Raw genomic sequence first — 26,268 nt, forward strand, 5'->3', positions numbered from 1 at the left:
TTCCAAAGCATTGCCCGACCCGATCGAAGCCCCGCCCTGTACGACAGGAGTAAAAACCGGCTGGGCTCAGCAAGATCTGCCCCACGCTCCTGATGCCATGCTCCCGATCGAACCGGGCGGTGAAGTGCTCCCCCTGTGATGGCCATACCCATGGTTGCGGCAGCAAAAATTTCACCGCAACGTGACTTCCCGTTGACTGTCGCTTCTGCCACAAATCTGGGCAACCAGAACAAGGCCGGCGTCACCGGCGGGAATCGGAACGATCATGGCACCTCGACACCCTCTGCGGCTTGCGGCTTTTGCGCTGGCCTTCTCGGCGCTTGCCGGGACCGGGTTCGCCGAGGAATCGGGAACGACCCAGACCGACAAACCGCAGATTGACAGGCCCTTGGGCGTGGTCGAGCTGTTCACCAGCCAGGGCTGCAATTCCTGCCCGCCGGCGGACGCGTTCTTTGCCGAGCTGGCGGCCAAGGACAACGTCGTCGCGCTCGCCTACCACGTCAATTACTGGGACTATCTCGGCTGGCAGGACACGCTGAGCAGCAAGGACAATACTGACCGGCAATATGACTATATGCGCGCCTTCGGCACCCGCTCCGTCTACACGCCGCAAGCCGTCATCAATGGTCGCAGCCATGTCAACGGCGCCAGCCGCAAGGAGGTCGACGGCGCGCTTGCCCGCATGGAGAAATCCGGTGAAGGCATGCGGGTCAGCGTCAAGGTCAGCCGCACCAGCGATCGCGTCATGATCGATGCCGGCGACGCCGGTAGCGGCCCCAGCGACGCCCATGTCGTCATCGTCTATTTCGAACCACCGCAGACGGTGACCATCGCCAAGGGCGAGAACACCGGCCGCAGCATGACCTACTGGAACGCCGTCACCGGCATCCAGACCGCCGGCATGTGGCACGGCAAGGCGCAGCGCTACGAATTGCCGATGACCGAGATCGCCAAGAAAGGCGGCTGCGCCGTGCTGCTGCAATCGGTCGGCAAGGACGGCCTGCCGGGGCCTATTCTGGGCGCGGCGTTTATTCACAAGCCTTAAGAGGCCCCCTCATCCGGCCGCTCTCGGCCACCTTCTCCCCGAGGGGAGAAGAGGCTGAATCAGCGCTGGCGCGAACTCCTCTCCGCTCGGGGGAGGTCGGATTGGCCCGAATTGCTGTTGCAATTCGGCTGGCAATCCGGGTGAGGGGATGCGCCCGCAAACTGGGCACCGCAGCTCCAGCAAATTCTTCAAGCAGCCAAAAACAAAAAAACCGACGTCAGCTTGCTTCTGACGTCGGTCATTTAGGTTTTGGGATCGTCGCACCCGGTCTCTCCCTGAGGAAAGTCCGAGGTTGGTTCGATCCGACGCAGACCCGTGGGCGGGGGGCTTGGGGTTTACGAGCCGGTGCCGGACCGAACCGTCTCAGGCAACGCCGGTAAATTCGTCGGACATTGGGGCATGAGCGCGGATAAAAAATGGCGGAAATGTGGCGAGGCATCACCAATTCAAACACCGCGTTTTATAAAAGTGACTGGACGTTGCGAAAACAGCGCAGTCCCGGGATGGTTAGCCGGGCCTTGCAATTCCCCGGCGAACACGCCAACTTCTGCAAGCGATATTCATTTTCAAAGGGATCGCGGGATGACCGATCGCAGCGGTGGGACGGAGGATGGGGACGCATCCGCAATATTGATCCCGCTGCACGAGGCGCGACGCGAACGCCTCGACCAGCCGGTCCGTTTCGACCGGCGTGAACTCGACGAGATCCTGAGGCTGTACGGACGCATGGTCGCCGCCAACGAATGGCGCGACTATGCCATCGATCATCTGTCTGATCGGGCTGTGTTTTCAGTCTTCCGCCGGGCCAGCGAAGTGCCGCTGTTCCAGATCGTCAAGGATCCGAAACTGGCACGCCGGCAAGGCGCCTTCGCCGTCATCGCCGCCGGCGGCCGAATCCTCAAGCGCGGCCAGGAACTCGGTCGCGTGCTCAACGTCTTCGATGCTAAGCTGAAGATTGTCCAGGCCTAATTGAGAATTGGGGAATTGAAGAACTGAAGAATTGAAGAAAGAGGATGTAACGGTCGAAATACCGCCGGGTTTGTTCTCAGCTATTCAAATCCTCAATTCTTCAGTTCTTCAACTCCTCAATTCCCCCTCCTCAGGCTCTCACGAAACTTCCGCTCCGGCAGCGAATGCGGATCGGGCGGAACCGTTACGCCGCCATTCAGCGACAGCTGCATGAACACCGTGTCAAGCCAGCGCCCATGCTTGTAGCCGGAGCCTTCCAGGCGACCGGAATGGCGAAAGCCGAGCTTTTCATGCAGCCGCACCGAGGCGCTGTCTGGATGGCCGTCGCCGATCACCGCGACGATCTGGCGAAAGCCCGCCATACGGCAGGCTTCAATCAGCGCCTGCATCAGCAGCAGCCCGACGCCCTGGCCCTTCGCATCAGGCGCGACATAGACGGAATCCTCTACGATGAAGCGGTAGGCCGGGCGCGGCCGGAACGCGCCGGCATAGGCGTAGCCGAGCAGCGCGCCATCTCGTTCCGCCACCAGATAGGGAAAGCCCCCCGCCGTCAGGCTGTCGAAGCGCCCACCCATCTCAGTGCGGCTGGGCGGCTCCAGCTCATAGCTCGCGGTGCCATGCGTCACGGCATCGCCGTAGATCTCGGTGATTCGGCCGAGGTCGCCTTCCAAGGCCGCGCGGATGGAAATAGTGCTCATGATTTATGCAGACGATTCATCTGCCTCCATGACAGCAAAGGCCGGCACAAAAGAAAAGGGCGGCCGTTGGCCGCCCTCTTGATATCAGCTGGTCCAGTTGCCTGATGGGAAGACCGCCTAGCGGCGATCGCCCATGAACTGCAGCAGGAACATGAACAGGTTGATGAAGTCGAGATATAGCCTCAACGCGCCCATGATCGCCTTGCGGCCGGCAACGTCGGCCTGATCGCCTTCGTAGTACATTTCCTTGATGGTCTGCGTGTCATAGGCGGTGAGCCCGGCGAAGATCAGCACGCCGATCGCCGAGATGGCGAAGCCGAGCGCCGACGATTGCAGGAAGATGTTGATCAGCATGGCGATCACCAGGCCGACCACGCCCATGACCAGGAACGAGCCGAACGCCGAAAGGTCGCGCTTGGTCGTGTAGCCGTAGAGCGACAGCGCGCCGAAGGCGGCCGCCGTGGCGAAGAAGGTCTGAGTGATCGAGGCGCCGGTGTAGACCAGGAAGATGGTCGACAGCGACAGGCCGACCAGGCCCGAATAGACCCAGAAGGTGGTTTGCGCCGCGGCCACGCTCATCGACTGGATCCTGAACGACAGGAAGAAGACGGCGGCGAGCGGAGCCAGGATGACCACCCAGCGGAAGGCGCTGGCATAGATCAGCGTGCCGAAAGCGGTCAGCTGTCCGTCGCCGGTGACGGCGAGCTGGAAAGCGCCCCAGGCGGCGACGCCGGTGATGAGGAGGCCAAGCCCCATCAAATTGTAGACCTTGAGCATGTAAGTGCGCAGGCCTTGGTCGATGTCGGCGCGCGCGCCCGGCACGGCCGAAGTCTGGTAGTTGCGAATGGGCTCAGCCATTGGAATCCTCTGTTGCTTCTGCCCCGTACGGTGTCAGGCCCTTTCGGACCTGGGCGCCGCTGGCGGGGCTCCAGCATGCCTGTGGCGAAATATGATGGTTCTTGACGTCAAGAACAAGACCGTAACGGGCTGCAACGCTTGGTGAATCTCCGGAAGCCGGTTTTCTTGGGCTTCCATGACTGCACATTACCAAGATTTAATCGGAAACGGCAGATTCGGCCAACCTTGCCGTTTGGGGCCTAGAGGTCGCGCAGCACCGGCGCCGCCTTGTGCCCGAGCACCCGCCAGGTGCCGGCAAGGCCGATGCCGACCGTGATCACCAGCGCAAACACCAAGGTCGCCACTGCCACCTCCGGCATGAAATGCGACGGCAACGTCATGATGCGGGCAACGATGTACCAGGCGGCGATGCCGCCGGCAGCCAACGCAAACACCGCGGTGGCCAGGCCGATCAGCATGTATTCCAGCGAAAACGCCGCGATCAGCGTGCGCCTCGTGGCGCCCAGCGTCTTCAGCACCACGGCATCGTGGATGCGGGCGCGATTTCCCGCGGCGAGCGCGCCGGCCAGCACCAGCACCGAAGCGATCAGCGCCACGCCGGCCGCCGCCCGGATCGCCGTGCCGAGCTGGCCGACCAGCCGGTTGACGACATCGAGCGCGTCCTTGACCCGAACTGTCGTCACCGCCGGGAGGGCGCGGGTGACGGCGTTAAGCAGGCGGGCATCCTCTGCTGCCGTGGCATCCTTTTCGGTCAGCGTCGCCAGCCAGCCATGGGGCGCGCCTGCAAAAGTATTAGGCGAGAACACCATGACGAAGTTGATGCCCATCGTCTCCCATTGCACCTCTCGGAAATTGGCGATCCTGGCCGTCACATTGCGTCCGAGCACATTGACGGTGACGGTATCGCCGAGCTTCAGGCCGAGCGCCTTGCCTTCATCGTTGGAGAACGAGACCAGCGGTTCGCCGCTGTAGTTCTCCGGCCACCAGCTGCCCTCTGTCAATGTCGCATTGGCCGGCTGTTTGGCGTGGTAGGTCAGGCCGCGATCGCCGCGCAGCACCCAGGCGCCTTCCGATGGCACATTGGCCTTGTCGACACTAACGCCGTTCAGCGCCATCACCCGGCCGCGCAGCATCGGCACCTTGACCAGCGTTCCCTTCGGCACCTCTTTGCCGATCAGTGTCGAGAAGGCATCGACCTCGCTATTCTGGATGTCGACGAAGAAGAAATTCGGCGCCCGTTCCGGCAGACTGCCGGAGATCTGCTGCCTGAGATTGCCATCGATCAGCGCCAGCGTCACCAAAAGCGTCAGCCCGAGGCCCAGCGACAGCACGACGGACGGCGTCAGCGCGCCGGGCCGGTGGATATTGCCGATGGCGAGCCTGAGCGCGACCGAGCGCACACGCGGGCTTTTGCGCGCCACCCACTGCACCAGCGCACCGACCAGGCGCAACACCAGAAAGGCAAAGATCGTCGCGCCGACGAAGATCAAGGCGATGCGCCGGTCGCCGGAAAACAGGATGGCGAGCGCCGCCAAAGCGAGCGCGATACCGACCGCCGTGGCAAGATAGGGCAGGCGTGGAAAGCCGCGGCCCTCAAAACCCATTTCGCGAAACAGCGCGGTCGCCGGCACATCGCGGGCGCGGCCGAGCGGCAACAGCGCGAAGGCAAGCGTCACCAGCAGCCCGAACAGCGCCGCCATAGCCAGCGCGTCCGGATAGAGACCGCCTTGCGCCGGCACCGGAATGACCGACTGAAGCGCCGCACTCGCCGCAAACGGCATGGCGGCGCCGAGGATGAGGCCAAGCGCGATGCCGAGGCCGGCGATCATCAGGATTTGCACGAGATAGACGGTGAAGACGAAGCCGCCCGAGGCGCCAAGGCTCTTGAAGGTGGCGATGACGCCGCGCTTGCCGTCGAGATAGGCGCGCACCGCATTGGCAACGCCGACGCCGCCGACCACCAGCGCCGTCAGCCCGACCAGCGTCAGGAATTGCGAGAAGCGCTCGATGTTGGCCGACAGCGCCGGCGCCGCATTGGAACGCGTGCGGATCGACCAGCCGGCTTCAGGGAAATCGCTCGCCGCCCGATCCTGGATGGTCTTGAGATCGGCCTCGCTGGCGCCGGCCGGCAGCCGAACCTTGTAGGCATTCTCGACCAGGCTGCCCGGCTGGATCAGGCCGGACGCGGCAAGCCCCGCGGTCGAGACCATCAGCCGTGGCGCGAAGCCGAAACCGTCCGACACCGCATCCGGTTCGCTCACCAGCCTGGCCCGCAATTCGAATGTCGCGCTGCCGACCTTCAGCCGGTCACCGATCTTCACATTCAGCCGGTCGAACAACAGGTCGGGCGCGGCGGCGCCAAAGACGCCTGATTTCTCCTCGAACAAATCCTTTCTGCCAAGCTGCGGCGCGGTATCGAGCGCGCCATAGAGCGGATAGGCGTCGTCGACGGCCTTGGCCTCAACCAACGCCTGGTCGGAGCCGTCATCCAGCCGCGCCATCGAGCGCATATTGGCGCTGTGCGACACAGTGCCGAGGCGGTCGAGGAAGGTGCTTTCGGCTGGCGTCGCATCGCGCTGGTTGAGCTGGAAGCGCAAGTCGCCGCCAAGCAGCGTCTGGCCCTGGTCTGCAACGCCTGCGGTGATCGCCTGCGCCACCGAATTGACCCCGCCGATTGCAGCGACGCCGAGCGCAATGCAGGCAAGGAAGATCAGGAAACCCGACAACCCGCCGCGCATCTCGCGCAGCGAGAAGCGGAACGCGAGCTTCAGCGTCTGCGACAGTGGCATCAGGCCGGCACCTTGACCTGCGCTACCGGCGCATCCTCGATGCGGCCCGAGCGCATCGACACCTGGCGCGAGCAGCGCGCCGCAAGGGCCGGATCGTGCGTGACCAGCACCAAGGTCATGCCGCGCTCGGCCGCCTTGGCGAACAAAAGGTCGGCAACCTGCCGCCCCGTCGCCTGGTCGAGATTGCCGGTCGGCTCGTCGGCGATGAGAATGCGCGGCGACGGCGCCAGCGCGCGGGCGATCGCCACGCGCTGCTGTTCGCCGCCGGACAGCTCGCCCGGATAGTGGGTGACGCGGTCGCTCAAGCCCACCGCTGCCAGCTCGCGCGCCGCGACACCGAACGGATCGGCATGGCCGGCCAGTTCCAGCGGCACCGCGACATTTTCGAGCGCCGTCATGTTGGGAATGAGATGGAACGACTGGAAGACGATGCCGATGTTTCGGCCCCGAAACGATGCGGTCTCGTCCTCGCTTTTGCCGTTCAGCAATTCGCCGGCGATCCGCACCGTCCCCGAATCGACCTGCTCCAGCCCGGCAAGCACCATCAGCAAGGTCGACTTGCCGGAACCCGAAGGGCCGACAATGCCGGTCGCCTCGCCGCGCGTCACGTCAAGGCTGACGCCTTTCAGCACATGCACCGACGAAGCCCCTTGGCCCAGGGTCAGGGATATGTCTTTCAGCGCGATGACGGCTTCTGTCACAATTAAAGCGTCCTATATCAGGATGAAGGCTCTGCTTGCCGGAAGCCGCCGCCGGAAGAATTCCTCGGGTATATGGGGCCTGCCACATGTCTTTCAAACGCTTGAATGCCGCAGGGCTCGTCCTTTTCGTCACCCTTTGCGGCGCCATTTCGTCGGTTCGCGCCGAGACGTTCACCATCGTCGGGTTCGGCGACAGCCTGATGGCCGGTTTCGGCCTCGGGCCTGGCGATGGCTTTACCGACAAATTGCAAGCTGCGCTGCGGGCCAAAGGCCATGACGTCACCGTAGCCAACGCCGGCGTTTCAGGCGACACCTCGAGCGGCGGCTTGGCACGGCTTGACTGGTCGGTACCGGATGGTACAAGGCTGGTTATCCTCGAACTCGGCGCCAACGACATGCTGCGCGGCGTCTCGCCCAGCATCACGGAAAAGAACCTGGACGACATGCTGGCGAAGCTGAAAGCGCGCAAGATCGCGGTGCTTTTGGCCGGCATGCGCGCCGCTCCCAATCTCGGCGCCGACTACCAGAACGCCTTCGATGCGATCTATCCAAAGCTGGCCGCGAAATACGATGTGCCGCTCTATCCGTTCTTTCTCGATGGCGTCGCCGGACAGTCCGGCCTGCAGTTGGAGGACGGCCTGCATCCCAATCCGAAGGGCGTCGCAGTGATGGTCGAGCGCATCCTGCCCGCCGTGGAGAAGGCTGTTGCGGCAGTTCAGGGTGGCGGTTGAACGCCGGCCTGACGAGAATAACGCGGCGTTCGCCTCGCGCGAACTTTGAAACAAAAGACCGGGCTGCCGATGACCCGAGTCATTCATGCTGCGCTCGAAGAGCATATGCAGCATCTGGGTAATGCAAGCGCCGAAGCGGCACGGCAATAGTGCTTATTCATCGCTTGGAGGCGCCTGTTCGTAAAAATGCCTGCAACCAACAAACCACTTGCCCCGTTTGACTATCGATGATTCGCTAGGGGCACAGTTCGATTCGAGGAAGGGAGGCTCACCATGCCGCGTCTTTTCACCGCCCTCGAAATACCGCGTGACGCCGCTCTTTCGCTGTCCCTGCTCAGGGGCGGCCTGCCCGGAGCCCGCTGGATCGATGTCGAAAACTACCATCTGACGCTGCGCTTCATCGGCGACGTCGAAGGCCATATCGCCGACGAAATCGCCAACGCGCTCGACCGGGTGCACCGCCCATCCTTCTCGCTCACCCTGTCCGGAGTTGGCGCTTTCGGCCAGAAGAAGCCGCACGCCGTCTGGGCCGGCGTCTTCGCCTCGCCCGACCTTTCGGCGCTGCAGAGCGAAATCGACCGCATCTGCCAGCGGCTCGGCCTGCCCGCCGACCCGCGCAAGTTCACCCCGCATGTTACGCTGGCACGCTTGCGCAATTCGAGCCCGCTCGACGTCGCCCAGTACCTGTCGGCGCGCGGCAATTTTGCGACGCTACCGTTTCGCGTCGGCCGCTTCGTGCTGATGTCGTCGCGCGATTCGGTCGGCGGCGGTCCCTACATTGTCGAGGAGGCGTGGCCGCTCTCCGGCGTCGACGCCCGCGCCACCAATCTCGTCGCCAGCGCCTCCGACGCTTCGCGGATCATGCGGTAGACCGAAGCGAACGCTTCGGCCCCGTCATAATAGGGATCCGGCACGTCGCGGGTTTTGCCCTGCGCAAACTCTGCCAAGAGATGAATACGTTCGCGCCCACCGGCCGGCGCCAACGCCTTGAGGTCGCGGACATTCTGCCGATCCATGCCGAGGACGCGAAAAATCCCCCGGCCTGACCTTGCGTGCCCGCTGCCCTGATATGTCGATGCCGTGGCGGGCCGCAATCGCGATCGAGCGCGGGTCGGGCGCTTCGCCGAGGTTCCAGCCGCCGGTCGCCGCAGAGTCCAGCACAATATCGTCCAGCACCATGTCGCGGCCGCGCTCCGCCAGCACGGCGCGAAACACGCCTTCGGCCAGGGGTGAACGGCAGATGTTGCCGAGGCAGACGAAGAGTATGGAATTTATCGGCTTTACGCTCATTCGATATGCGCCGTTCGTGCATTTGGAAGCCCAAAACGCAAAGGACTTTTGGGCGACTTGCATTATGGTGAGGGTCGATATCTGGGATAGCACGGGAAATCATCATGAAGAGAGAGAAACTCAGCAAGGACGCCATCGCCGCCGCACTGGCCGAACTGCCTGGCTGGTCGCAGGCAGCCGATGGCGCCTCTATCAAGCGCAGCTTTGTCTTCAAGAATTTTTCCGAAGCCTTTACCTTCATGACCCGCGTCGCGCTGGCCGCCGAGAAGATGGACCATCATCCCGACTGGTCGAACGTCTACAAGACTGTCGACGTGACGCTCAACACCCATGATGCTGGCGGTGTCACCGCGCTCGACATCGCGCTCGCCAAGAAGATGAATGGGTATGCAGGCGGCTGAACGCTGGGGCGGCAACGCCAAATCGGCGCCATCCTCTTGCAGTGGACCGGGACTTTCACCACATTTTCTGTGGCGGCCGCGCGCAACGCGTAGCGCGACGGCCGGCAAGGAGAGGATTGATGGCGCAGCAGCCCGGTTTTGATTTCTTCGGCTTCGGCAGCAAGCTCGGCGACGAAAGTGAAGTGCGCGCCAAATTCTGGCGCACGGCCAAGAAGGCCGCCCGACAGATTCCGTTCATGGAAGAGGTCGTGGCCGGCTATTACTGCGCGCTCGACAGGAAGACGCCTTTGCGTGCCAAGGGCATATTGATGGCAGCGCTTGGCTATTTCGTGCTGCCGGTCGATGTCATCCCCGATTTCGTCTTCGGCCTCGGCTTCACCGACGACATCGCCGTGCTGACCGCCGCGATCACCGCCGTAAGCGCCCATATCACCCCTGCGCACCGCAAGGCCGCCAAGGAGGCGATCGCCGACAAGAGCTGAATCGGCGGTCGCGTTAACAACTGGGTTCAGAAGAAATCCTCCGCTCAAACAGGACGATAGCGGCTTGGCTTCGGGTTCCGCTGCGGCCGTTCAAAAAGTCAAACTCTTGCCGCTTTCGTGGCCTCCAAGTCGCCGCAGGGACATTGCGAAAGCCGTTTTTTCAAGAAGCGGCGCGGAAATGGCGGTGGTTCCATGGGTGAATGTCCTTTTCCAAGGGAAATTCACCGTTTGGTAACCCAGATTAAATCAAAATGAAGCGACGGGCAGGACGCCAAGCCGGCCTGCCCCGCACCATTTGGAATACGGGAAAAGCGATGCGCGGATTGATTGCACTAGTCTCGAGCCTGGTCCTGGTGGCCTTTGCCGCGCCGGCGCTGGCGCAGCAGGCGACCAAGATCGGCCAGCACAATGCCTGGGGCACCTACAGCTACCAGGCGCAGGGCGGCAAGGTCTGCTATGTGCTCACCGTACCGACCGACAAGCAGCCGCCGACGCTCGATCACGGCGACATGTTCTTCTTCGTCAGCCAGCGCCCGGGCCAGCAAGTGTCCTACGAGCCGCAATTCATCGCCGGCTACACATTCCAGGAAGGCTCCAAGGCCACCGTCACCATCGACAAGAAGACGTTCTCGATGTTCACCCGCGGCAAGTCGGCCTGGGTCGAGAACGCCGCCGAAGAGCCTGTGCTGATCGCCGCCATGAAGACCGGCACCGACATGAAGGTCTCGGCGAAGTCTGGCCGCGGCAATCCGACGACCTATGTGTTTTCGCTGAAAGGCATCTCGGCCGCGCTGACGTCGATCGCCAAGTGCAAGTAGGCTAGCGCGGTTCCCGCCGCATGACTCTCGCCGCAACCTGTGCTATGCGCCGCGCTTCTTTCGGCACGATGGATGAAATCGGCCGCAATTCGCTTATATTGGCGCTGATATGACCCTTTCCTTCGATCTCACCAATGAGGGCGCACGCGACGCGTTGCGCACTCGCGCCACGCCTGAGAAGCCGTCGCTGATCGGCCTGACCCGGACCGAGCTCGGCGAGGCCCTCATCAGTGCCGGCATCGTGCCCGAGCGCCAGGCGAAAATGCGCGCCCAACAGCTCTGGCACTGGATGTATGTGCGCGGCGTCTCCGATTTTGCCGGCATGTTCAACATCTCCAAGGATCTGCGCGCCGAACTCGACAAGCATTTTACCGTCGCCCGGCCCGAAATCGTCGAGGAGCAGATTTCCTCCGACGGCACGCGCAAATGGCTGTTCCGCTTTCCGCCGCGCGGCGCCGGCCGTCCCGTCGAGATCGAGACCGTCTACATCCCCGAGGAAGGCCGCGGCACGCTATGCATCTCATCGCAGGTCGGCTGCACGCTGACCTGCTCGTTCTGCCACACCGGCACGCAGAAGCTGGTGCGCAATTTGACGGCGGAAGAGATCCTGGCGCAATTGCTCACCGCCCGCGACCGGCTGGGTGACTTCCCCGACCGCGACACACCCGACGGCGCCATCGTCCCGGCCGAGGGCCGCAAAGTTTCCAACGTCGTCATGATGGGCATGGGCGAGCCGCTCTACAATTTTGAAGCCGTGAAGAAGGCGCTGCTGATCGCCTCCGACGGTGATGGGCTTTCGCTGTCGAAGCGCCGCATCACGCTGTCGACCTCCGGCGTCGTGCCCGAGATCTTCCGCGCCGGCGAGGAGATAGGGGTCATGCTGGCGATCTCGCTGCACGCCACCAATGACGATCTGCGCGACCTGCTTGTGCCGATCAACAAGAAGTATCCGCTGAAGGAACTGATCGAGGCCTGCCGCGCCTATCCCGGCCTGTCCAACGCCAAGCGCATCACCTTCGAATATGTGATGCTGAAGGACGTCAACGATTCCATCGAGGACGCCAAGGGGCTGATCAAGCTGCTCAAAGGCATTCCAGCCAAGATCAATCTGATCCCGTTCAACCCGTGGCCGGGCACCAACTATCAGTGCTCGGACTGGGAGACGATCGAGAAGTTTGCCGACTACATCAACAATGCCGGCTATGCCTCGCCGATCCGCACGCCGCGCGGCCGCGACATCCTGGCCGCCTGCGGGCAGCTCAAATCGGACTCCGAACGCATGCGCAAGGTCGACCGCCTGGCGCTGGAAGCCATGATGATTGCGGGGCATGGCGAGGCGTGAGCCGCCTCTTCGCCTATATCCTCCGTTTCGCTGTCATCCTGTTCGGCTATGTCGTCGCCTCATTGGCGGCGAGCGCCTTTCTCAACGTGCTGTTCCTGGCTTCCGTCGGTTATATGCCGGACGATGCGCACCCAGCGGCGGCCGCGGCGCTGTATTTTTCGATCCCGTTCGTGGCGCTGTTTGTCGCCTATTTCGCTTTCATACCGGCGGTGGTCGCAATCCTGATCTCCGAGGTCCTCAGCCGCCGCGACTGGCTGTTCTATGCACTCGCGGGCGGCTTGGTGGCCGCGGCCTTCCTCGGCTTCGTCCACCAGAACGTGGATTTCGACGTCACCGAACCGCGCGCCATCGCCGCGGTGATCGGCTGCGGCATGGTCGGCGGCATCTTCTACTGGCTAAGCGCCGGCCGCTGGGCCGGAAGCTGGTGGCAGGCCGCTACTTCGCCTGAGCGGTCAGGACCTTGAGCGCGAAGGCCGAAAACACACCGGCAAAGAGATAGTCTACCACCCGCGTCACCCGCGGGCTGGCCTTCATCGCCGCCGAAAACCTTTCCGCGGCAAACACCATCGGCGCCGTCACAGGGATCGACAGCACGATGAACATGAGGCCGAGGGAGAACAGTTTTCCCGGCGCGTTCGGATCGTGAGCCGAGACGAACTGCGGCAGAAACGTCATGAAGAACAGGATGATCTTCGGGTTGAGCAGGTTGACGCCGAGTCCGGCGGCCCAGCTGCGGAACAGCGAAATCTGCGGGCCATTCTTCTTCTGCGGTGAAAACGCCGAGCCCTTGGTCATCGCCTGCCAGGCCAGGAACACCAGATAGACGGCGCCGAAGATTTTCAGCACCAGGAAGGCCATTGGCGAGGCGACGATCAGCGCCGAGATGCCGACCGCCACCAAAGTTGTGTGGATCAGCGTTCCGAACAGAGCACCCGCCAGCGAGGCAAAGCCGGCGGCGCGGCCCTGGCTCAGTGTGCGCGAGACGAACAGCGTCATATCCGGCCCCGGCGTGATCGCCAGGACCATGGTGGCGATGGCGAACTGGATCAGCGTCGTGGTATCGGGAATGAAGGACATCGGTGGCCCCTAGCGAATGATCGTCGGTCTATAACGCAGCCTCCCCGCTCACGCCAGCAACTGACTGGCGTGGCATCTGGTCGAGCGGCTGCGGCGGCCGGAGCCCGTTCATCCCTTGCGCTGGCCGGAAATGCCGTGATACCTCGCCCGCGAAACTCACGCGCGGAACCGCCAAAATGTCCCCAGCAATGCCCAAGACAAAAGACGTCAAGAAGGTCGTGCTCGCCTATTCCGGCGGTCTCGACACCTCCATTATCCTGAAATGGCTGCAGACCGAGCTCGGCGCCGAAGTCGTCACCTTCACCGCCGATCTCGGCCAGGGTGGCGAGTTGGAGCCGGCGCGCAAGAAGGCCGAGATGATGGGCATCAAGGATATCCGCGTCGTCGATGTCCGCGAGGAATTCGTCGCCGACTTCGTCTTCCCGATGTTTCGCGCCAATGCCGTCTATGAAGGCACCTACCTGCTCGGCACCTCGATCGCCCGGCCGCTGATCTCCAAACACCTGGTCGAGATCGCCCAGGAGGTCGGCGCCGATGCTATTGCGCATGGCGCCACCGGCAAGGGCAACGACCAGGTGCGTTTCGAGCTGTCGGCCTATGCGCTGAATCCCGACATCAAGGTCATCGCGCCGTGGCGCGACTGGTCGTTCAAGTCGCGCACCGACCTGATCAACTTCGCCGAGCAGCACCAGATCCCGGTGGCCAAGGACAAGCGGGGGGAGGCGCCGTTCTCGGTCGACGCCAACCTTCTGCACTCCTCTTCCGAGGGCAAGGTGCTGGAAGACCCGTGGAGCGAGCCGCCGGAATTCGTCCATCAGCGCACCGTCTCGCCGATGGAGGCGCCGGACAAGGTCACCGAGATCGAGATCGAATTTTTGAAGGGCGATCCGATTGCACTGAACGGCAAGAAGCTGTCGCCGGCCACCATGCTGACGGCGCTTAACGATCTTGGCCGCGACAATGGCATCGGCCGGCTCGATCTGGTCGAGAACCGCTTCGTCGGCATGAAATCGCGCGGCGTCTACGAGACCCCCGGCGGCACCATCCTGATCGTCGCCCACCGCGCCATCGAATCGATCACGCTCGACCGCGGCGCCGGCCACCTCAAGGACGAGTTCATGCCGCGCTACGCCGAGCTGATCTACAACGGCTTCTGGTTCTCGCCCGAGCGGCTGATGCTCCAGGCGATGATCGACAAGAGCCAGGAAGACGTCGAAGGCACGGTGCGCCTGAAACTCTACAAGGGCAATGTCATGGTCACCGGCCGCAAATCCAAGAAGACGCTCTATTCCGACGCGCTGGTCACCTTCGAGGATGACCGCGGCGCCTACGACCAGAAGGACGCCGCCGGCTTCATCCGCCTCAATGCGCTGCGGCTGAGGACGCTGGCGGCAAGGAGCCGCAAGGGTGAACCAAACTAGTGTTCCAGGAAAACCCGGCGGTCACGCAGGGTTTTTATTTGGTACCTCTAATATAAGAGGCCAAGCTGGCTGACATGGTTTCCGTTTGACCTTTTAAAAGCCTCATCTAAATTCCTTCGCGGGACGGAGGGATTCTGATCGTGAAAAACGCCATTTTTCTCATGCTTGCGGCGGCCATCGTCTTTACCGGATGCCAGTCCTCGCAGGCGGCCGCAAAACGCGAGCAGGACGGGTGCATCTCCGCCGTCCATCTATGGAGCATCACGTTCAAGCACGAAATCGCCTCTTTCATGGGCGTCTCGCAGGAGCGCATGCCGGCCCTGTTCTGCCAGCGCATCACCGAAGGAGTACGCAGCGGGCGGATCAGCTACTCCGATTTGAACAGAGTGCAGCTAGACCTGCCGACCGAGATATGGCTGGTCATCAAGGGCAAGTCAAAGGCGGCTGCCAGGGCCGCGCCGGTGCTGCGCAACTCCAAATTCCGGAGCTGCAAAGGTACTGAAGGCGCCTTCGAGGTTCCTATTTCCGAGAAGTGCCCGTTGAGCGGCTACGCACATTATTGAGAGCCCAGTCGCTCAGCCGGCATTTGCGCCAACGATCGAGCAATTCGAGAAAGAGCATGCCCGACTTCGTCCGTAACTGCGTAAAAACAAAGAAATAGAGCGCCGGCAAAGAACTCAGTGCTTTTCCTGCTTGATCTTTTCGGGCCCTTATCTAGCCTCCTCACAATCGATGGGGGCAGCTGACAATGAAGCCGTGGTTTGTGGCGCTGCCTGCAATGGTCGTCATGCTGGCCGGTTGCCAGACTGGGCAGGAGCAAGTGAAACAGGATCCCGAGGCGGCATTCGATCGCTGCATCACCAAGGTGGCCATATCGAATATATCGGCCAAACACGAGATCGCCGCTTTTATGGGCGTTTCCCTGGAGCGCATGCCGCCACTGCTGTGCCGCCGCCTTGCCGATGCCATGAAGAGCGGCCGGCTGACCTTCTCCGACATAAACCGCCTCCAGTTCGACCAGTCCACGGACATCTGGAAGGTCATAAAAGGCGGGTAGCCGCTCGGCTGCTGAACGGTTTGAACGCCAAAAGCTCCAGTCCTTGCAGAAAAGCCCGGCGCATGGCCGGGCTTTCCGTTCTTCGATCTGGATATTTCTATCAGCCGCCGTCGATCGCGTCGGCGATCTGGGCGATGGCCTGCTGGTAGACGCTGGCGGAATTCCAGCCGGCGATGGCCCCCATATTCGCACTTGCGCTCGCACCCGCCCGCCAGCCATGAGCCTTGAGAAAGTTGGCCGTCGAAGCCAAGGCCGTCGCCTTGTCGCGCAGATTTCCGTTGCCGACGCCATACTTCAGGACATTGCCGGGCAGGAACTGCGTATGGCCGATCTCGCCATGCGCAGCGCCGACCGACGAGGCGCTCAGCGCGCCGCGATCGACCAGCTTCAGCGCCGCAATGGCATGCGGGTAAAAGAAGCCCGGGCGACGGCAATCATAGGCAAGCGTCAGAATGGCGGAGACCGTGTTCTGGTTGCCCAGGGAGGCTCCGAAGCCGGTTTCCATGCCCCAGATGGCCAGCAACACGCCCGGCGACACCCCGTAATTGCTCTCGATCCTGTCGAACATCGCTGCATTCGACTTCTTCAGCGCACGGCCCCTGGAAATGATCGCAGCTCCGCCACGACGCTTCATGAAGGCGTCCACCGAACCGCTGAACGCCTTGTGGATGGCGCGGTCGACGGAGATTGTCTTTGTCGCGTAGCTGGCACCGGCCAGAGCAGCCAGACCCTTCCCGCCGACACCTTCGGACCTGGCCTGCGCGGCAAAGTCCTGCTTCCACGCCTCGAAGCCCGCGCCGGTCTTGCCGCAGCTGGCCGCCGCCTGCGCGCCCGTCGCCAGCGCAAGTACCGCGACCACCGCGGCAGCAATAATCTTTCCCTTGGCAAGCAATGCCATGCTTTTTCTCCTGATTGCCTGAATCACGTCCCGGTTGCGAACTTGCCAGCGAAACGCGCCATTGTCACCGTACCCCCGGCGCTACCCTGGCCAATGCAGCGGAATTTGCTTACGATCAAGTGCTTATTGTGGCCGAAACGCCCGGTGCCGGGCAGGCGAATTCGCTGCTCGGGTAAAAAGAGGTGACGGGGGCATGGAACGGCGGCCCGTGGCGGGCGTTTGGGCGAGGCGCCGCTCCGCACCATATTCCTCCTCTGACGCCATACGCCAACGCCTGACGCATCGAGATCGACATGAAACTGTTCGACTGCCCGCATTGCGGCCACCGCCTCTACTTCGAGAATGCGCAGTGCCTGAATTGCGGGAGTCTCGTGCTTTACGATCCCGAGCATGCGCGCTTTGCCTTGTCTGACGTCGACGGCATCTTCCACTGCACCAATGCGGATGAATGCGCCTGCAACTGGATGGCCGAACCGGGTCATACCTACTGCCGCGCCTGCGTGCTGAACCAGCTGATCCCCGACCTCTCCGTCGACGGCAACCGCCGCCGCTGGATTCGCGTCGAGGCGGCCAAGAAGCGCGCCGTCTATTCGCTGCTCGCCTTCGGCCTTCCGGTCGTGCCCAAGCACAAGCACGGCGACGAAATCGGCCTCGCCTTCGACTTCATTGCCGATCCGATCGGCGGCGGTCCCGGCGGCGAACGCATCCTTACCGGCCACGACAACGGCCTGATCACGCTCAACGTCGCCGAGGCGGACTCGGCCGAGCGCGAGCGGCGTCGCGTCGAGATGGGCGAAAATTACCGCACGCTGCTCGGTCATTTCCGTCATGAGCTTGGCCATTACTACTGGGACCGGCTGATCCGCGACGAGCCGCAACGGCTCGATGCCTTCCGGGCGCTGTTCGGCGACGAACGCCCCGACTACGAGCAGGCGCTGAAGGCCTATTACGCCAATGGCGCTGCGCCCGACTGGCAGCAGAACCACATCTCCGCCTATGCGACGTCGCATCCATGGGAAGACTGGGCCGAGACCTGGGCGCACCATCTCCACATCACCGACACGCTGGAGATGGTGCACGCGCTGAATTTTCCACTCGGCCAGCTTGAGACGATGGAGACCAATGTGCTGCCGCAAGGCGACACCGGCGGCCGGTTGCAGGCGGCGCCCGCGGAACCTGACGCCGTGCCCGAGCCGTTCGAAAAGATTCTCGCCCGCTGGCTGGTACTCTCGGAAGCCTCCAACTCGATCAACCGCTGCATGGGCCTGCCCGACCTTTATCCCTTCGTCATTTCGGACGTGACGGCGCAGAAACTCAGCTTCGTGCATGAGCTTTTGACCGGTTTGCCGAAAGAAACCGGAACAAATCGTGAGCTGGCGTCGGTATTTTAGCCGGAACGCATGCGTTCTGGTTTCGTTTGGTGTCGCGAGGGACCATGAAAGGGAGAGAAACCATGAGACGCATATTGTTTCCGGCCGTCGCCGGGGCGCTTGTCGCGATGTCGGGTGCGGCACTCGCCGATACCGCCGTCTCGGCCGTCACCGATCTTAATGTGCGCGCCGGCCCCGGCCCGCAATATCCTGTGATCGGCGTGCTCGCCGCCGGCCAGTCGGCGACGCTCAATGGCTGCATCGAAAACAGCAAATGGTGCACCATTGCCGAAGCCGGAGGCCAGGGCTGGGTCTATTCCGACTATGTCACGGCCGATTTCGGCGGCAACCGGGTCGTTCTGACACGCCGCCCCGCCAACGCCGCCATCACCGTGGTTACACCGCCGCAGGATGATTATCCCGATACCTATACCGGTGCGATTCTGTCCGACGACGGCCCCGTCGACGCCATCGACAGGCCACCGGCGGAAGTCGGCACCTATGTCAGCACGCACCGGCTCGATCCTGTCTATCTCGAGGGCGAGGTGGTGACCGGTGCCACCTTGCCCGACACGGTCGAACTGCGCGAAATCCCCGACTACCGCTACCGCTACGTCTATGTGAATGGCCAGCAGGCGCTGGTCGACCCGCAGACACGGCGCATCATGTACGTCGTGCGCTGATTTTGCCTGGAAAGAATGACAAGTGAACTCGTGCCGCCCTCCTGCCGAGGCTGAGGGCGGCAAAAGGGTCGCTGAACAGCAGCAATTGCGCGAGAGCCGACGATCCCCTAGATCATGCGACCCGATGCGTTCGGCAGAGGAACTCGCGTGATATCAGATCCAGCCGCCTTCGAGCGCTATAGCAACACGGCCACCGAAAAGACGAACCTGCCGCGGCTGATAATTGGAACTGCAGTCGTCGTCCTGTTCTGGGTGGCGATCACCCTGGTTGTGGTGCTTGGCGGCACCTATGTCGCGATCGTCTGGCATGTATTGCCGGACGACCCGCGCGGGCCGCTTCAGGGCTTTCTGGCCTCGCCCATCGGCATACTCACCGCACTCACCTCGTTTACCGGCATCTGGCTCGGCCTCTGGCTTGCCATGCGTTTCGTCCATGGCGAGCCGCTCTCGGCGCTTTTCGGCGCCAGTCGCCGCGTGTCCTTGTCGGGCTTCCTCAAGGGCCTGGTCGCGGTGCTGATCACATCGGCGCTTTCCGAAATCCTGCTCTACTGGCTACAGCCCGAAATCGCCCGCGGCACGATCAACCTGTCGACCTGGCTGCTGTTCCTGCTCCCGATCGTGGCGCTGACCCTGCTGCAGACCTCGTCCGAGGAGATGCTGTTTCGCGGCTATCTGCTGCGCGGCCTGGCCAGGCGCTTCGAGAGCCCTTACGTGTGGGCGCTATTGCCCGCTTTGCTGTTCACCTTCTTGCATTGGAGCCCGGGCTCGACCCCCGCCATCAACGCCTGCGTGCTGGCCTCGATCGCCGCCTTCGCCTTGCTGTTGACGCTGGTGGTTTATGTCACCGGCAATCTCGGCGCCGCCTTCGGCGCCCATCTCGGCAACAATCTCACCGGCTTCCTGCTGATCTCGCATCAGGAGAACTACAATTCCTTCGCCCTGTTCAACGCCAAGCCGCTGGAAGGTCCGGACTGGACGACGACGGATGCCGTCATCATCGCCGCCATCGGTATCGTCTGCACCTTGCTGACGATCCTGCTGCTTCTGCACCCGCGCTCGCCGCTGAAGGTTACGGCCGACCCTCGGGATGCAGGGTGAACTAAACAGGGACCGATCCAGAGACCGGGAAGCCGCCCTTGTCTTGACTCTTCGGCCGATTTCCTGTCTACAGCCCCGAAATCCGCGACGAGTATCCCTCCGAGCAAGCCGACCAGGACGCCAAAACCTTTTGAGGTGGGTGCTGTAAACAGATCCTGGAGGCCAACACCCGGCAGCGCTGAGCGCCCCCGGGTGCTTTTTGGTTTTGAGCTTTGCTTGGATGAGCGGCGCGAACGCACTACCTCTCGGGCACCATCGGGGTGCCTGAGAAAAAGGAAACGGAATGTTTGAATCGCTGCAGGAGCGCACAAGAGGCGTGGAGGGCCATCGGCCCGACAGGGATCACCATGAATCCAAGGCGCTCTCGCGCGGCGGGTTGACCAATGTTTGAATCACTTCAGGAGCGCCTTGGCTCCATCCTGAACGGCCTGACAGGCCGCGGCGCGCTATCGGAGGCTGATGTCTCGGCGGCGTTGCGCGAGGTGCGCCGTGCGCTGCTCGAAGCCGACGTTGCGCTGGAAGTGGTGCGTTCCTTCACCGACAAGGTGCGCGAGAAGGCCGTCGGCGCCGCCGTCGTCAAGTCGATCAAGCCTGGACAGATGGTCGTCAAGATCGTCCATGACGAGTTGGTCGACATGCTCGGCGCCGAGGGCGTCGCCATCGACCTCAATGCGCCGGCGCCGGTCGTCATCATGATGGTCGGCCTGCAGGGCTCCGGCAAGACGACGACCTCCGCCAAGATCGCCAAGCGCCTGACCGAGCGCCAGAACAAGAAGGTTCTGATGGCCTCGCTCGACACGCGGCGGCCCGCGGCGCAAGAGCAGCTGCGCCAGCTCGGCGAGCAGGTCAAAGTCGCGACCCTGCCTGTCATTGCGGGCCAGAACCCGGTCGACATCGCCAGGCGCGCCGTCCAGGCAGCCAAGCTCGGCGGTCATGACGTCGTCATCCTAGACACCGCCGGCCGCACCCATATCGATGAGCCGCTGATGGTGGAGATGGCCGACATCAAGAAGATGTCGAGCCCGCACGAAATCCTGCTGGTCGCGGATTCGCTGACCGGCCAGGACGCCGTCAACCTTGCCAAAAGCTTCGACGAGCGCGTCGGCATCACCGGCCTGGTGCTGACCCGCATGGACGGCGATGGCCGTGGCGGTGCCGCGCTTTCGATGCGCGCCGTCACCGGCAAGCCGATCAAGCTGATCGGCACCGGCGAAAAGATGGACGGGCTGGAGGAATTCCACCCCAAGCGTATTGCAGACCGCATCCTCGGCATGGGCGACATCGTCTCGCTGGTCGAAAAGGCCGCCGAAAACATCGACGCCGAGCAGGCGGCGGCGATGGCCAAGAAGATGCAGTCGGGCAAGTTCGACCTGAACGACCTTGCCGGCCAGCTTCAGCAGATGTCGAAAATGGGCGGCATGGGCGGCATCATGGGCATGATGCCCGGCATGGGCAAAATGAAGGACCAGATGGCGGCCGCCGGCCTCGACGACAAGATGTTCGGCCGCCAACTCGCCATCATCTCGTCGATGACCAAGGCCGAGCGCGCCAATCCGGACATGCTGAAACATTCGCGCAAGAAGCGCATCGCCGCCGGCTCAGGCACGGATGCGGCCGAGATCAACAAGCTCTTGAAAATGCATCGCGGCATGGCCGACATGATGAAGGCGATGGGCGGCAAGGGCAAAGGCGGCGGCCTGATGCGCGGCATGATGGGCGGCCTTGCCTCCAAGATGGGCCTCGGCGGCATGATGCCGGGTGGCCCCGGCGGCATGATGGGTGGCGGCATGCCCGACCTCTCCAAGATGGATCCCAAGCAGCTCGAAGCCTTGCAGAAGCAGATGCCCGGCCTTGGCGGCATGAAGGGCCCGCCCACCCCGAGCGGCGGTGGCCTGCCCGGTCTGCCCGGCGGCATGAAGCTTCCCGGCCTTGGCGGCGGTGGTCTGCCCGGCCTCGGAAAGAAGAAGTGAGGACGCTATGAACGAAGAAAAAGACATGGCCGACGCACGCACCATCCTGGCCGGCTATCGCGCCTCGATCGACAACATCGACGCCGCCCTCATTCATATGCTGGCCGAGCGCTTCCGCTGCACCAAGGCGGTCGGCGTGCTCAAGGCCGAGCATGGCCTGCCGCCCGCCGACCCGGCGCGCGAGCAGGAGCAGATCACCCGCCTTCGCCAGCTGGCGAAGGACGCTCATCTCGACCCCGATTTCGCGGAAAAATTCCTCAACTTCGTCGTCCGCGAAGTGATCCGCCATCACGAGCAGATCGCCGCGTCCAACGGCGCAAGCAAAACCGGCTAACAAAGTGCATGTCGCCCAAAAGTGCGCAGCGGTTTTGGGACAACGACCTGCACCAGACAAAGCCATTAACCCAACACTGAAATCAGAAATTTAGGAGAAATGAAATGCCCTTGAAGATCAGACTGGCCCGTGCGGGCTCGAAGAAGCGCCCTTACTACCACGTCGTCATTGCTGACGCCCGTTCGCCGCGCGACGGCCGGTTCATCGAGTCGATCGGCTCGTGGAACCCGCTGCTGCCCAAGGACGGCGAGCGCGTCAAGGTCGACGCCGACCGCGTCAAGCATTGGCTGTCGCACGGCGCTCAGCCGACCGACCGCGTGCTGCGCTTCCTCGATGAGGCCGGCCTCCTCAAGCGCGAAGCCCGCTCCAACCCGAAGAAGGCCGAGCCCGGCAAGAAGGCGCAGGAACGCGCCTCTCTGCTGAAGAAGGCCCAGGAAGACGCTGCCGCCGCCGTTGCCGCCGCTGCTGCAGCCCCGGCCGAAGCGGAAGCCGCCACCGCCGAATAAGCATCGCGTCATCGCATCGACAAAACGGCGGGCCTGTGCCCGCCGTTTTGCTAATGTGCGGCGATGTCATATGCGTTCGAACGAAAGATGACTGAGCGGACCGTCACGGAAGAGACCCTTTTCGGCGGCGTAGCCGGAACGCTGTTGCGATGCGCCGGCGCCACGACAGGCGTCGTCGTGCTCAGCGGATCGAGCGGCCGCATCGACGTCACCCGCGCCCGGCTCTTTGCCAAGGAAGGAGCATCCGCTCTCGCGCTGCAATGGTTTGGCGGCGAAGGTCAGGTGCCCGGCATTTGCGAGATCCCGCTCGAAACGTTTTTCGCGGCGACCGGCTATCTTGTCCAGATGGGATGCCGGCGCATCGTCTATGTCGGGACCTCGAAAGGCGCCGAGGCCTCCCTGCTTGCGACGGCTCATGATCCACGCATTGACGTCGTGGTTGCGATCAGCCCGACATCGGTGGTCTGGGGGAATATCGGGCCGGGCCGCGACGGCGTCAGCTGGCCGGAACGATCGTCGTGGACGCTCGAGGGGATTCCTTTGCCGTTCGTCCCAAGCAATCCCGCTTGGAACGCGGAGTATGTCGACGGTCTGGTGTCCTACCGAGGCCTCTTCCAGCGTGCCTTGCAAACCTTCAAGGACGCTGCGGCCGAGGCTGCCATTCCCGCCAAGCTATTTCAGCCGACATTGTTCTGGTTGCGGGCGGCGACGACGCGCTATGGCCATCGCTGGATTTTGCCCAGTCGATCATTCAGCGTCGCCAGGACACCGCAATGACCACCTGCCTCGTCTCAGTGCCCGACGCCGGCCACCGCATTCTGCTGCCGGGCGAAATCACGCCGCGCTCGAGGCTGCATGCCCATGGCGGCAATGACGACGCCGACACGCGCCTGGGCCGCCTGGCTTGGGAGCATATCCGGGGATTGCTGTAGCGCAGGCAGCCATGGTCCAGCTGCCTTGGGCAACAGCGAAACCGGCGATCTATAGCCGCCGGTTTCCGATGTTGGACCTGGCTGTGTTCAATAACCGTCGGGGCAGCTGGCGATGTAGGTGCGCCCGTTGCGGCCGCGGTAGCGACATTGACCGCTTTCGCTGGCACGGCCGATCAGCGCGCCGGCCACGGCGCCGACGGCGCCGCCGACGACGGCGCCCTGAACCGGATCATTTGCCACAGCTGCGCCAACCGCCGCGCCGCCGAGGCCGCCGACCGCGGCACCCTTTTCGGTTTGCGAGCACGCACCCAGTGCGGTCGCCAGTACCAGAATGATCATCGCTTTTTTCATTGTCGTTCCTCTCTCACGCGGATCGCCGTCCTCGCCGCCACGGCTCTAACTCCCAGACAGCTGATTTGATCCCGAAGACGTGAGAGATCCCGGTGCGCGTGCCTGTCACATTCGTAACGACCGCCGCCGAGCTTGTTGAAATGCAGGACGTTTTACCTTTCAGTGGCCTTCTTCAGATTGGCGAGGCCAGCCTCGAAATCCTTGCCGATCAGCGTATCGAAATTCATGAAGAGGCCCAAAAGCTTGGCAATGAAGGGCCGGCTGCCGCGCATTGCCCAGGTGACTGCGGTGGTGTCGCCCGAGGGCTTCAGGGTGAAGTCGACGCTGTTGTTGGCCCGGAACGGCTTCTCGAAGTCGAGCTTCAGCGACACCAGCGAGGATGGCACGGAATTGACGATCTCCATGCGTCCCTTGCCGGCCTTGGCATTGCCTTCCCAGGCGTAGGCGGCGCCCTTGCCGGCATCAGCGCCCGACAGCGTGCGCTTCATCTCGGGGTCGAGCTTTTCGTAGGGTGACCACTCCGGCCAGTGCTTGAAATTGTTGATCAGCGGAAAGATCGCTTCCGGCGCGGCCTTGATGCTGGCGGTGCGGGCGGTGACGAAATCATTCGACCTCGTCGCCGCATAGATGAGCACGGCGACGATGATGACGACCAGGATGATGAGAATGGTGCTGAGCATGTTTTTCTCCTCGCTTAACGGCTGAACGGGATCAGGGCGCGCACGCTTGGGTCGCGCAGATAGAGACCGCCCCACAGGATGATGCCGAGATAGACGCTAAACAGCGTGTGCGAAAACAACGGGCTGCCGACGCGCATGTTTGTGGCGATGGCGCCGCCGAGATAGCCGGTGAGCAGGATGGCGCCGAGCACCGAGGTGCGGGGCAGCGCATAGAGCGCGGTCGAGATCAGCCCGATAATGCCGAGCGTGCGCGCGACATTGACATCGGCCGGCCAGCCGAGCGGCACCATGGTCTGGGTGACGACATCGAGCGGCGGCAGCTTGATGACGCCGTCGAAGATCATGAACAGGATGATGAGGCCGCTGAGCACGCGGCCGGTCCACAGGGCGCCCGACGAGACGGGCATGGTTTGAGAAATACTCACGGTGTTCCCTCCTAAGCGGTTCGAGCCGTTTGCTGGCTTCGGACCAAGGACGAGCGATGGGGCGGCGATCCTACAGGGTGCGGATTCTTTTTGGGTAGCAGCAAGCAAAAGCCGCTGCGTGGCGATCCTTCACACCCCCCTCTGGCCCGCCGGCCATCTCCCCCGCAAGGGGGGAGATTACACGCTCGACCGCTTCGGCAATGTTCCATGAATGAGCGGAGCATCGAAACCGCCGATCTCCCTCCTTGCGGGGGAGATGCCCGGCAGGGCAGAGGGGGGTGCTGTCCCTCCACCTTGACGGACTATCGACATCCACCAGTCACGGCTATTGATAGGGCTGGGCGAGAGACGAGCGAATGGCCGGCGAGACTGATCTGAAAAAGCTGCTGGCGGCGATGACGCCGGAACTGCTGCCGGACGTCTACGTGTTCGCTACGCTCACACCTGGAATCAGCCGGCAGGCAGGCCTCGATCCCGTGATGGTCTTTCGCGAGCGCGAGGGTGTGACACTGATCGTGACCGAGGACGCGGCACGGGCGGCCGGGCTGACCGCTTCGTTCCGCTGCCGCATGATCACCCTGAACGTCCACTCCTCGCTGGAAGCCGTCGGCTTCCTCGCCGCCATCACCGCCCGGCTGGCCGCCGCCGGCATGGGCGTCAATCCGGTCTCTGCTTTCTATCATGACCATCTGTTCGTGCCCGCTGAGCGGGTCGAGGAAGCGATGGAGTTATTGCGCCAACTGGCCAAGGATAACGCCGGCTGAATATCAAGCTCGACGCACGTAGAGAATATCCGGCAGGCCTTCTTCGTTGGTGGTGCCCGCGCCGAACGCCTCGGGGCGAAAGCCATGGCGCTCGTAGAAGCGACGCGCGCCGGTGTTGGCCTGGAAGCAATGCAGTTTAACGATCCGTAGCGCGGCGGTCGCTTGCACCAGCAGCCGGCTGCCGATGCCTTGCCCCGTCCAGGCGGGGTCGAGATAGAGCTGTTCCACCCAATCGCCGCTCAGGGCAATGAAGCCGACAATGCCGGTGCCGGCCTCGGCGACCGTCACCTGCTGCCGGGACAGCACGATCTCGCGGATGAAGGCAAGATCCTCATCCGGCGTGTGGATGACCGGCATCCAGGAGAACGAGCCAAGTGCGGCCCGCATGACAATGGCGATGGTCGCGGCATCCAAAGCCGTGGCGGGGCGCAGCACGATTTTGGTGGGATCGTTCAAAGGCGTTTCTCAACAGAGGTCAGCGCTGCCCTCATCCCCCTGCCGGGACCTTCTCCCCGTGAACGGGGAGAAGGAAGGCTTCGGCCGAAGGCCGAGCCCGCGACTACGGGCCGCCGGCTTTC

General features: G+C 63.0%; 29 protein-coding genes and 2 pseudogenes. 20 read left to right on the forward strand and 11 right to left on the reverse strand.

What is annotated here, in order from left to right:
• The first annotated feature begins 265 nt into the window (after positions 1–265).
• Positions 266–1,045 carry a DUF1223 domain-containing protein gene (locus NLY44_RS21745; protein ID WP_023683845.1) on the forward strand — a complete coding sequence of 260 codons (780 nt, stop codon included), beginning with the start codon at positions 266–268 and terminating at the stop codon, positions 1,043–1,045.
• A gap of 582 nt (positions 1,046–1,627) precedes the next feature.
• Positions 1,628–2,014 carry a DUF2794 domain-containing protein gene (locus NLY44_RS21750; RefSeq protein ID WP_023683844.1) on the forward strand — a complete coding sequence of 129 codons (387 nt, stop codon included), beginning with the start codon at positions 1,628–1,630 and terminating at the stop codon, positions 2,012–2,014.
• 116 nt (positions 2,015–2,130) lie between these two features.
• Here the strand turns inward: NLY44_RS21750 and NLY44_RS21755 are convergent, their stop codons facing one another.
• The 4 genes from NLY44_RS21755 to NLY44_RS21770 all read right to left on the reverse strand — a co-directional run bounded on the left by NLY44_RS21755 (position 2,131) and on the right by NLY44_RS21770 (position 7,060).
• Positions 2,131–2,712 carry a GNAT family N-acetyltransferase gene (locus tag NLY44_RS21755; protein WP_023747387.1) on the reverse strand — a complete coding sequence of 194 codons (582 nt, stop codon included), beginning with the start codon at positions 2,710–2,712 and terminating at the stop codon, positions 2,131–2,133.
• Positions 2,713–2,829: 117 nt separating this feature from the next.
• Complete coding sequence (locus NLY44_RS21760) at positions 2,830–3,570, reverse strand: Bax inhibitor-1/YccA family protein (protein ID WP_023671726.1); 741 nt, start codon at positions 3,568–3,570, stop codon at positions 2,830–2,832.
• Between the two features lie 239 nt (positions 3,571–3,809).
• A complete protein-coding gene (locus NLY44_RS21765; RefSeq protein WP_286454984.1) occupies positions 3,810–6,359 on the reverse strand; it encodes an ABC transporter permease in 2,550 nt (849 codons plus the stop codon).
• Positions 6,359–7,060 carry an ABC transporter ATP-binding protein gene (locus tag NLY44_RS21770; protein ID WP_023805925.1) on the reverse strand — a complete coding sequence of 234 codons (702 nt, stop codon included), beginning with the start codon at positions 7,058–7,060 and terminating at the stop codon, positions 6,359–6,361. Before NLY44_RS21770 ends, NLY44_RS21765 begins: the two co-directional genes overlap by 1 nt.
• 86 nt (positions 7,061–7,146) lie before the next feature.
• Here NLY44_RS21770 and NLY44_RS21775 point away from each other — a divergent pair, with 86 nt between their 5' ends.
• Positions 7,147–7,791 carry an arylesterase gene (locus tag NLY44_RS21775; RefSeq protein ID WP_023687672.1) on the forward strand — a complete coding sequence of 215 codons (645 nt, stop codon included), beginning with the start codon at positions 7,147–7,149 and terminating at the stop codon, positions 7,789–7,791.
• A 273-nt stretch (positions 7,792–8,064) separates the two neighbouring features.
• A complete protein-coding gene (gene thpR, locus NLY44_RS21780; protein WP_023671722.1) occupies positions 8,065–8,661 on the forward strand; it encodes an RNA 2',3'-cyclic phosphodiesterase in 597 nt (198 codons plus the stop codon).
• Here the strand turns inward: thpR and NLY44_RS21785 are convergent.
• A pseudogene (locus NLY44_RS21785) lies at positions 8,565–9,081 on the reverse strand (low molecular weight protein-tyrosine-phosphatase). The gene thpR and the pseudogene NLY44_RS21785 sit on opposite strands and share 97 nt — an antisense overlap.
• Before the next feature lie 104 nt (positions 9,082–9,185).
• Here NLY44_RS21785 and NLY44_RS21790 point away from each other — a divergent pair.
• The 5 genes from NLY44_RS21790 (at position 9,186) to NLY44_RS21810 (ending at position 12,588) form a co-directional block, all read left to right on the forward strand.
• Positions 9,186–9,482, forward strand: coding sequence for a 4a-hydroxytetrahydrobiopterin dehydratase (locus NLY44_RS21790; protein WP_023698863.1), 297 nt, complete (start codon positions 9,186–9,188; stop codon positions 9,480–9,482).
• A gap of 119 nt (positions 9,483–9,601) precedes the next feature.
• The gene (locus NLY44_RS21795) at positions 9,602–9,964 is read left to right on the forward strand and encodes a YkvA family protein (RefSeq protein WP_023805922.1); all 363 of its coding nucleotides are present in this window, start codon (positions 9,602–9,604) and stop codon (positions 9,962–9,964) included.
• A gap of 314 nt (positions 9,965–10,278) precedes the next feature.
• Positions 10,279–10,782: an invasion associated locus B family protein gene (locus tag NLY44_RS21800; protein WP_023671718.1), complete on the forward strand. Its 504-nt coding sequence runs from the start codon at positions 10,279–10,281 to the stop codon at positions 10,780–10,782.
• Positions 10,783–10,891: 109 nt separating this feature from the next.
• On the forward strand, positions 10,892–12,124 hold the full coding sequence (gene rlmN, locus NLY44_RS21805; RefSeq protein ID WP_023702598.1) for a dual-specificity RNA methyltransferase RlmN: 1,233 nt from the start codon (positions 10,892–10,894) through the stop codon (positions 12,122–12,124).
• Positions 12,121–12,588 carry a hypothetical protein gene (locus NLY44_RS21810; RefSeq protein ID WP_023805921.1) on the forward strand — a complete coding sequence of 156 codons (468 nt, stop codon included), beginning with the start codon at positions 12,121–12,123 and terminating at the stop codon, positions 12,586–12,588. Before rlmN ends, NLY44_RS21810 begins: the two co-directional genes overlap by 4 nt.
• Here NLY44_RS21810 and NLY44_RS21815 read toward each other — a convergent pair.
• Positions 12,560–13,201: a LysE family translocator gene (locus NLY44_RS21815; RefSeq protein WP_023805920.1), complete on the reverse strand. Its 642-nt coding sequence runs from the start codon at positions 13,199–13,201 to the stop codon at positions 12,560–12,562. The genes NLY44_RS21810 and NLY44_RS21815 overlap by 29 nt on opposite strands.
• 188 nt (positions 13,202–13,389) lie before the next feature.
• On the opposite strand from NLY44_RS21815, the gene NLY44_RS21820 reads away from it, so the two are divergent.
• From NLY44_RS21820 to NLY44_RS21830, 3 genes are all read left to right on the forward strand, one after another.
• Positions 13,390–14,622 carry an argininosuccinate synthase gene (locus tag NLY44_RS21820; protein ID WP_023683837.1) on the forward strand — a complete coding sequence of 411 codons (1,233 nt, stop codon included), beginning with the start codon at positions 13,390–13,392 and terminating at the stop codon, positions 14,620–14,622.
• 140 nt (positions 14,623–14,762) lie between these two features.
• Positions 14,763–15,185 carry a hypothetical protein gene (locus NLY44_RS21825; protein WP_023755652.1) on the forward strand — a complete coding sequence of 141 codons (423 nt, stop codon included), beginning with the start codon at positions 14,763–14,765 and terminating at the stop codon, positions 15,183–15,185.
• Between the two features lie 215 nt (positions 15,186–15,400).
• Positions 15,401–15,679 carry a hypothetical protein gene (locus tag NLY44_RS21830; RefSeq protein WP_023824376.1) on the forward strand — a complete coding sequence of 93 codons (279 nt, stop codon included), beginning with the start codon at positions 15,401–15,403 and terminating at the stop codon, positions 15,677–15,679.
• 100 nt (positions 15,680–15,779) lie between these two features.
• Here NLY44_RS21830 and NLY44_RS21835 read toward each other — a convergent pair whose 3' ends face one another.
• The gene (locus NLY44_RS21835; RefSeq protein WP_023671711.1) at positions 15,780–16,577 is read right to left on the reverse strand and encodes a lytic murein transglycosylase; all 798 of its coding nucleotides are present in this window, start codon (positions 16,575–16,577) and stop codon (positions 15,780–15,782) included.
• Positions 16,578–16,870: 293 nt separating this feature from the next.
• On the opposite strand from NLY44_RS21835, the gene NLY44_RS21840 reads away from it, so the two are divergent.
• From NLY44_RS21840 to NLY44_RS21870, 7 genes and pseudogenes are all read left to right on the forward strand, one after another.
• A complete protein-coding gene (locus tag NLY44_RS21840; protein WP_023671710.1) occupies positions 16,871–17,968 on the forward strand; it encodes a zinc-binding metallopeptidase family protein in 1,098 nt (365 codons plus the stop codon).
• A gap of 62 nt (positions 17,969–18,030) precedes the next feature.
• Positions 18,031–18,630, forward strand: coding sequence for a DUF1236 domain-containing protein (locus NLY44_RS21845; protein WP_023671709.1), 600 nt, complete (start codon positions 18,031–18,033; stop codon positions 18,628–18,630).
• A gap of 147 nt (positions 18,631–18,777) precedes the next feature.
• Positions 18,778–19,728 carry a CPBP family intramembrane glutamic endopeptidase gene (locus NLY44_RS21850; protein ID WP_023687661.1) on the forward strand — a complete coding sequence of 317 codons (951 nt, stop codon included), beginning with the start codon at positions 18,778–18,780 and terminating at the stop codon, positions 19,726–19,728.
• Positions 19,729–20,111: 383 nt separating this feature from the next.
• A complete protein-coding gene (gene ffh, locus NLY44_RS21855) occupies positions 20,112–21,698 on the forward strand; it encodes a signal recognition particle protein (RefSeq protein ID WP_023671707.1) in 1,587 nt (528 codons plus the stop codon).
• Positions 21,699–21,705: 7 nt separating this feature from the next.
• Positions 21,706–22,032, forward strand: a complete 327-nt coding sequence (locus NLY44_RS21860; protein WP_023671706.1) for a chorismate mutase — start codon at positions 21,706–21,708, stop codon at positions 22,030–22,032.
• Positions 22,033–22,136: 104 nt separating this feature from the next.
• Complete coding sequence (gene rpsP / locus NLY44_RS21865; RefSeq protein ID WP_023671705.1) at positions 22,137–22,538, forward strand: 30S ribosomal protein S16; 402 nt, start codon at positions 22,137–22,139, stop codon at positions 22,536–22,538.
• 87 nt (positions 22,539–22,625) lie between these two features.
• Positions 22,626–23,470, forward strand: a pseudogene (locus NLY44_RS21870) (acyl-CoA thioester hydrolase/BAAT C-terminal domain-containing protein).
• An 87-nt stretch (positions 23,471–23,557) separates the two neighbouring features.
• Here NLY44_RS21870 and NLY44_RS21875 read toward each other — a convergent pair.
• From NLY44_RS21875 to NLY44_RS21885, 3 genes are all read right to left on the reverse strand, one after another.
• The gene (locus tag NLY44_RS21875; RefSeq protein ID WP_023683830.1) at positions 23,558–23,821 is read right to left on the reverse strand and encodes a YMGG-like glycine zipper-containing protein; all 264 of its coding nucleotides are present in this window, start codon (positions 23,819–23,821) and stop codon (positions 23,558–23,560) included.
• 152 nt (positions 23,822–23,973) lie between these two features.
• On the reverse strand, positions 23,974–24,501 hold the full coding sequence (locus NLY44_RS21880) for an SRPBCC family protein (RefSeq protein ID WP_023805919.1): 528 nt from the start codon (positions 24,499–24,501) through the stop codon (positions 23,974–23,976).
• Between the two features lie 14 nt (positions 24,502–24,515).
• Positions 24,516–24,926, reverse strand: coding sequence for a DoxX family protein (locus tag NLY44_RS21885; protein ID WP_023687655.1), 411 nt, complete (start codon positions 24,924–24,926; stop codon positions 24,516–24,518).
• Positions 24,927–25,282: 356 nt separating this feature from the next.
• Between NLY44_RS21885 and NLY44_RS21890 the strand changes: the two genes are divergently transcribed.
• On the forward strand, positions 25,283–25,690 hold the full coding sequence (locus NLY44_RS21890; RefSeq protein WP_023805918.1) for an ACT domain-containing protein: 408 nt from the start codon (positions 25,283–25,285) through the stop codon (positions 25,688–25,690).
• 3 nt (positions 25,691–25,693) lie between these two features.
• Here the strand turns inward: NLY44_RS21890 and NLY44_RS21895 are convergent, their stop codons facing one another.
• On the reverse strand, positions 25,694–26,146 hold the full coding sequence (locus NLY44_RS21895; RefSeq protein WP_023671699.1) for a GNAT family N-acetyltransferase: 453 nt from the start codon (positions 26,144–26,146) through the stop codon (positions 25,694–25,696).
• Between the last annotated feature and the right edge of the window lie 122 nt (positions 26,147–26,268).

Source organism: Mesorhizobium sp. C089B (genome assembly GCF_030323125.1).
Classification (GTDB): Bacteria; Pseudomonadota; Alphaproteobacteria; order Rhizobiales; family Rhizobiaceae; genus Mesorhizobium.

Coding starts and splice junctions, on each gene's coding strand:
- NLY44_RS21875 (WP_023683830.1), bottom strand. CDS start 23,821: ATGAAAAAAGCGATGATCATTCTGGTACTGGCGACCGCACTGGGTGCG.
- NLY44_RS21765 (WP_286454984.1), bottom strand. CDS start 6,359: ATGCCACTGTCGCAGACGCTGAAGCTCGCGTTCCGCTTCTCGCTGCGC.
- NLY44_RS21815 (WP_023805920.1), bottom strand. CDS start 13,201: ATGTCCTTCATTCCCGATACCACGACGCTGATCCAGTTCGCCATCGCC.
- NLY44_RS21775 (WP_023687672.1), top strand. CDS start 7,147: ATGTCTTTCAAACGCTTGAATGCCGCAGGGCTCGTCCTTTTCGTCACC.
- rpsP (WP_023671705.1), top strand. CDS start 22,137: ATGCCCTTGAAGATCAGACTGGCCCGTGCGGGCTCGAAGAAGCGCCCT.
- ffh (WP_023671707.1), top strand. CDS start 20,112: ATGTTTGAATCACTTCAGGAGCGCCTTGGCTCCATCCTGAACGGCCTG.
- NLY44_RS21795 (WP_023805922.1), top strand. CDS start 9,602: ATGGCGCAGCAGCCCGGTTTTGATTTCTTCGGCTTCGGCAGCAAGCTC.
- rlmN (WP_023702598.1), top strand. CDS start 10,892: ATGACCCTTTCCTTCGATCTCACCAATGAGGGCGCACGCGACGCGTTG.
- NLY44_RS21835 (WP_023671711.1), bottom strand. CDS start 16,577: ATGGCATTGCTTGCCAAGGGAAAGATTATTGCTGCCGCGGTGGTCGCG.
- NLY44_RS21860 (WP_023671706.1), top strand. CDS start 21,706: ATGAACGAAGAAAAAGACATGGCCGACGCACGCACCATCCTGGCCGGC.
- NLY44_RS21845 (WP_023671709.1), top strand. CDS start 18,031: ATGAGACGCATATTGTTTCCGGCCGTCGCCGGGGCGCTTGTCGCGATG.
- thpR (WP_023671722.1), top strand. CDS start 8,065: ATGCCGCGTCTTTTCACCGCCCTCGAAATACCGCGTGACGCCGCTCTT.
- NLY44_RS21760 (WP_023671726.1), bottom strand. CDS start 3,570: ATGGCTGAGCCCATTCGCAACTACCAGACTTCGGCCGTGCCGGGCGCG.
- NLY44_RS21755 (WP_023747387.1), bottom strand. CDS start 2,712: ATGAGCACTATTTCCATCCGCGCGGCCTTGGAAGGCGACCTCGGCCGA.
- NLY44_RS21830 (WP_023824376.1), top strand. CDS start 15,401: ATGGTCGTCATGCTGGCCGGTTGCCAGACTGGGCAGGAGCAAGTGAAA.
- NLY44_RS21800 (WP_023671718.1), top strand. CDS start 10,279: ATGCGCGGATTGATTGCACTAGTCTCGAGCCTGGTCCTGGTGGCCTTT.
- NLY44_RS21840 (WP_023671710.1), top strand. CDS start 16,871: ATGAAACTGTTCGACTGCCCGCATTGCGGCCACCGCCTCTACTTCGAG.
- NLY44_RS21890 (WP_023805918.1), top strand. CDS start 25,283: ATGGCCGGCGAGACTGATCTGAAAAAGCTGCTGGCGGCGATGACGCCG.
- NLY44_RS21820 (WP_023683837.1), top strand. CDS start 13,390: ATGCCCAAGACAAAAGACGTCAAGAAGGTCGTGCTCGCCTATTCCGGC.
- NLY44_RS21745 (WP_023683845.1), top strand. CDS start 266: ATGGCACCTCGACACCCTCTGCGGCTTGCGGCTTTTGCGCTGGCCTTC.
- NLY44_RS21880 (WP_023805919.1), bottom strand. CDS start 24,501: ATGCTCAGCACCATTCTCATCATCCTGGTCGTCATCATCGTCGCCGTG.
- NLY44_RS21750 (WP_023683844.1), top strand. CDS start 1,628: ATGACCGATCGCAGCGGTGGGACGGAGGATGGGGACGCATCCGCAATA.
- NLY44_RS21790 (WP_023698863.1), top strand. CDS start 9,186: ATGAAGAGAGAGAAACTCAGCAAGGACGCCATCGCCGCCGCACTGGCC.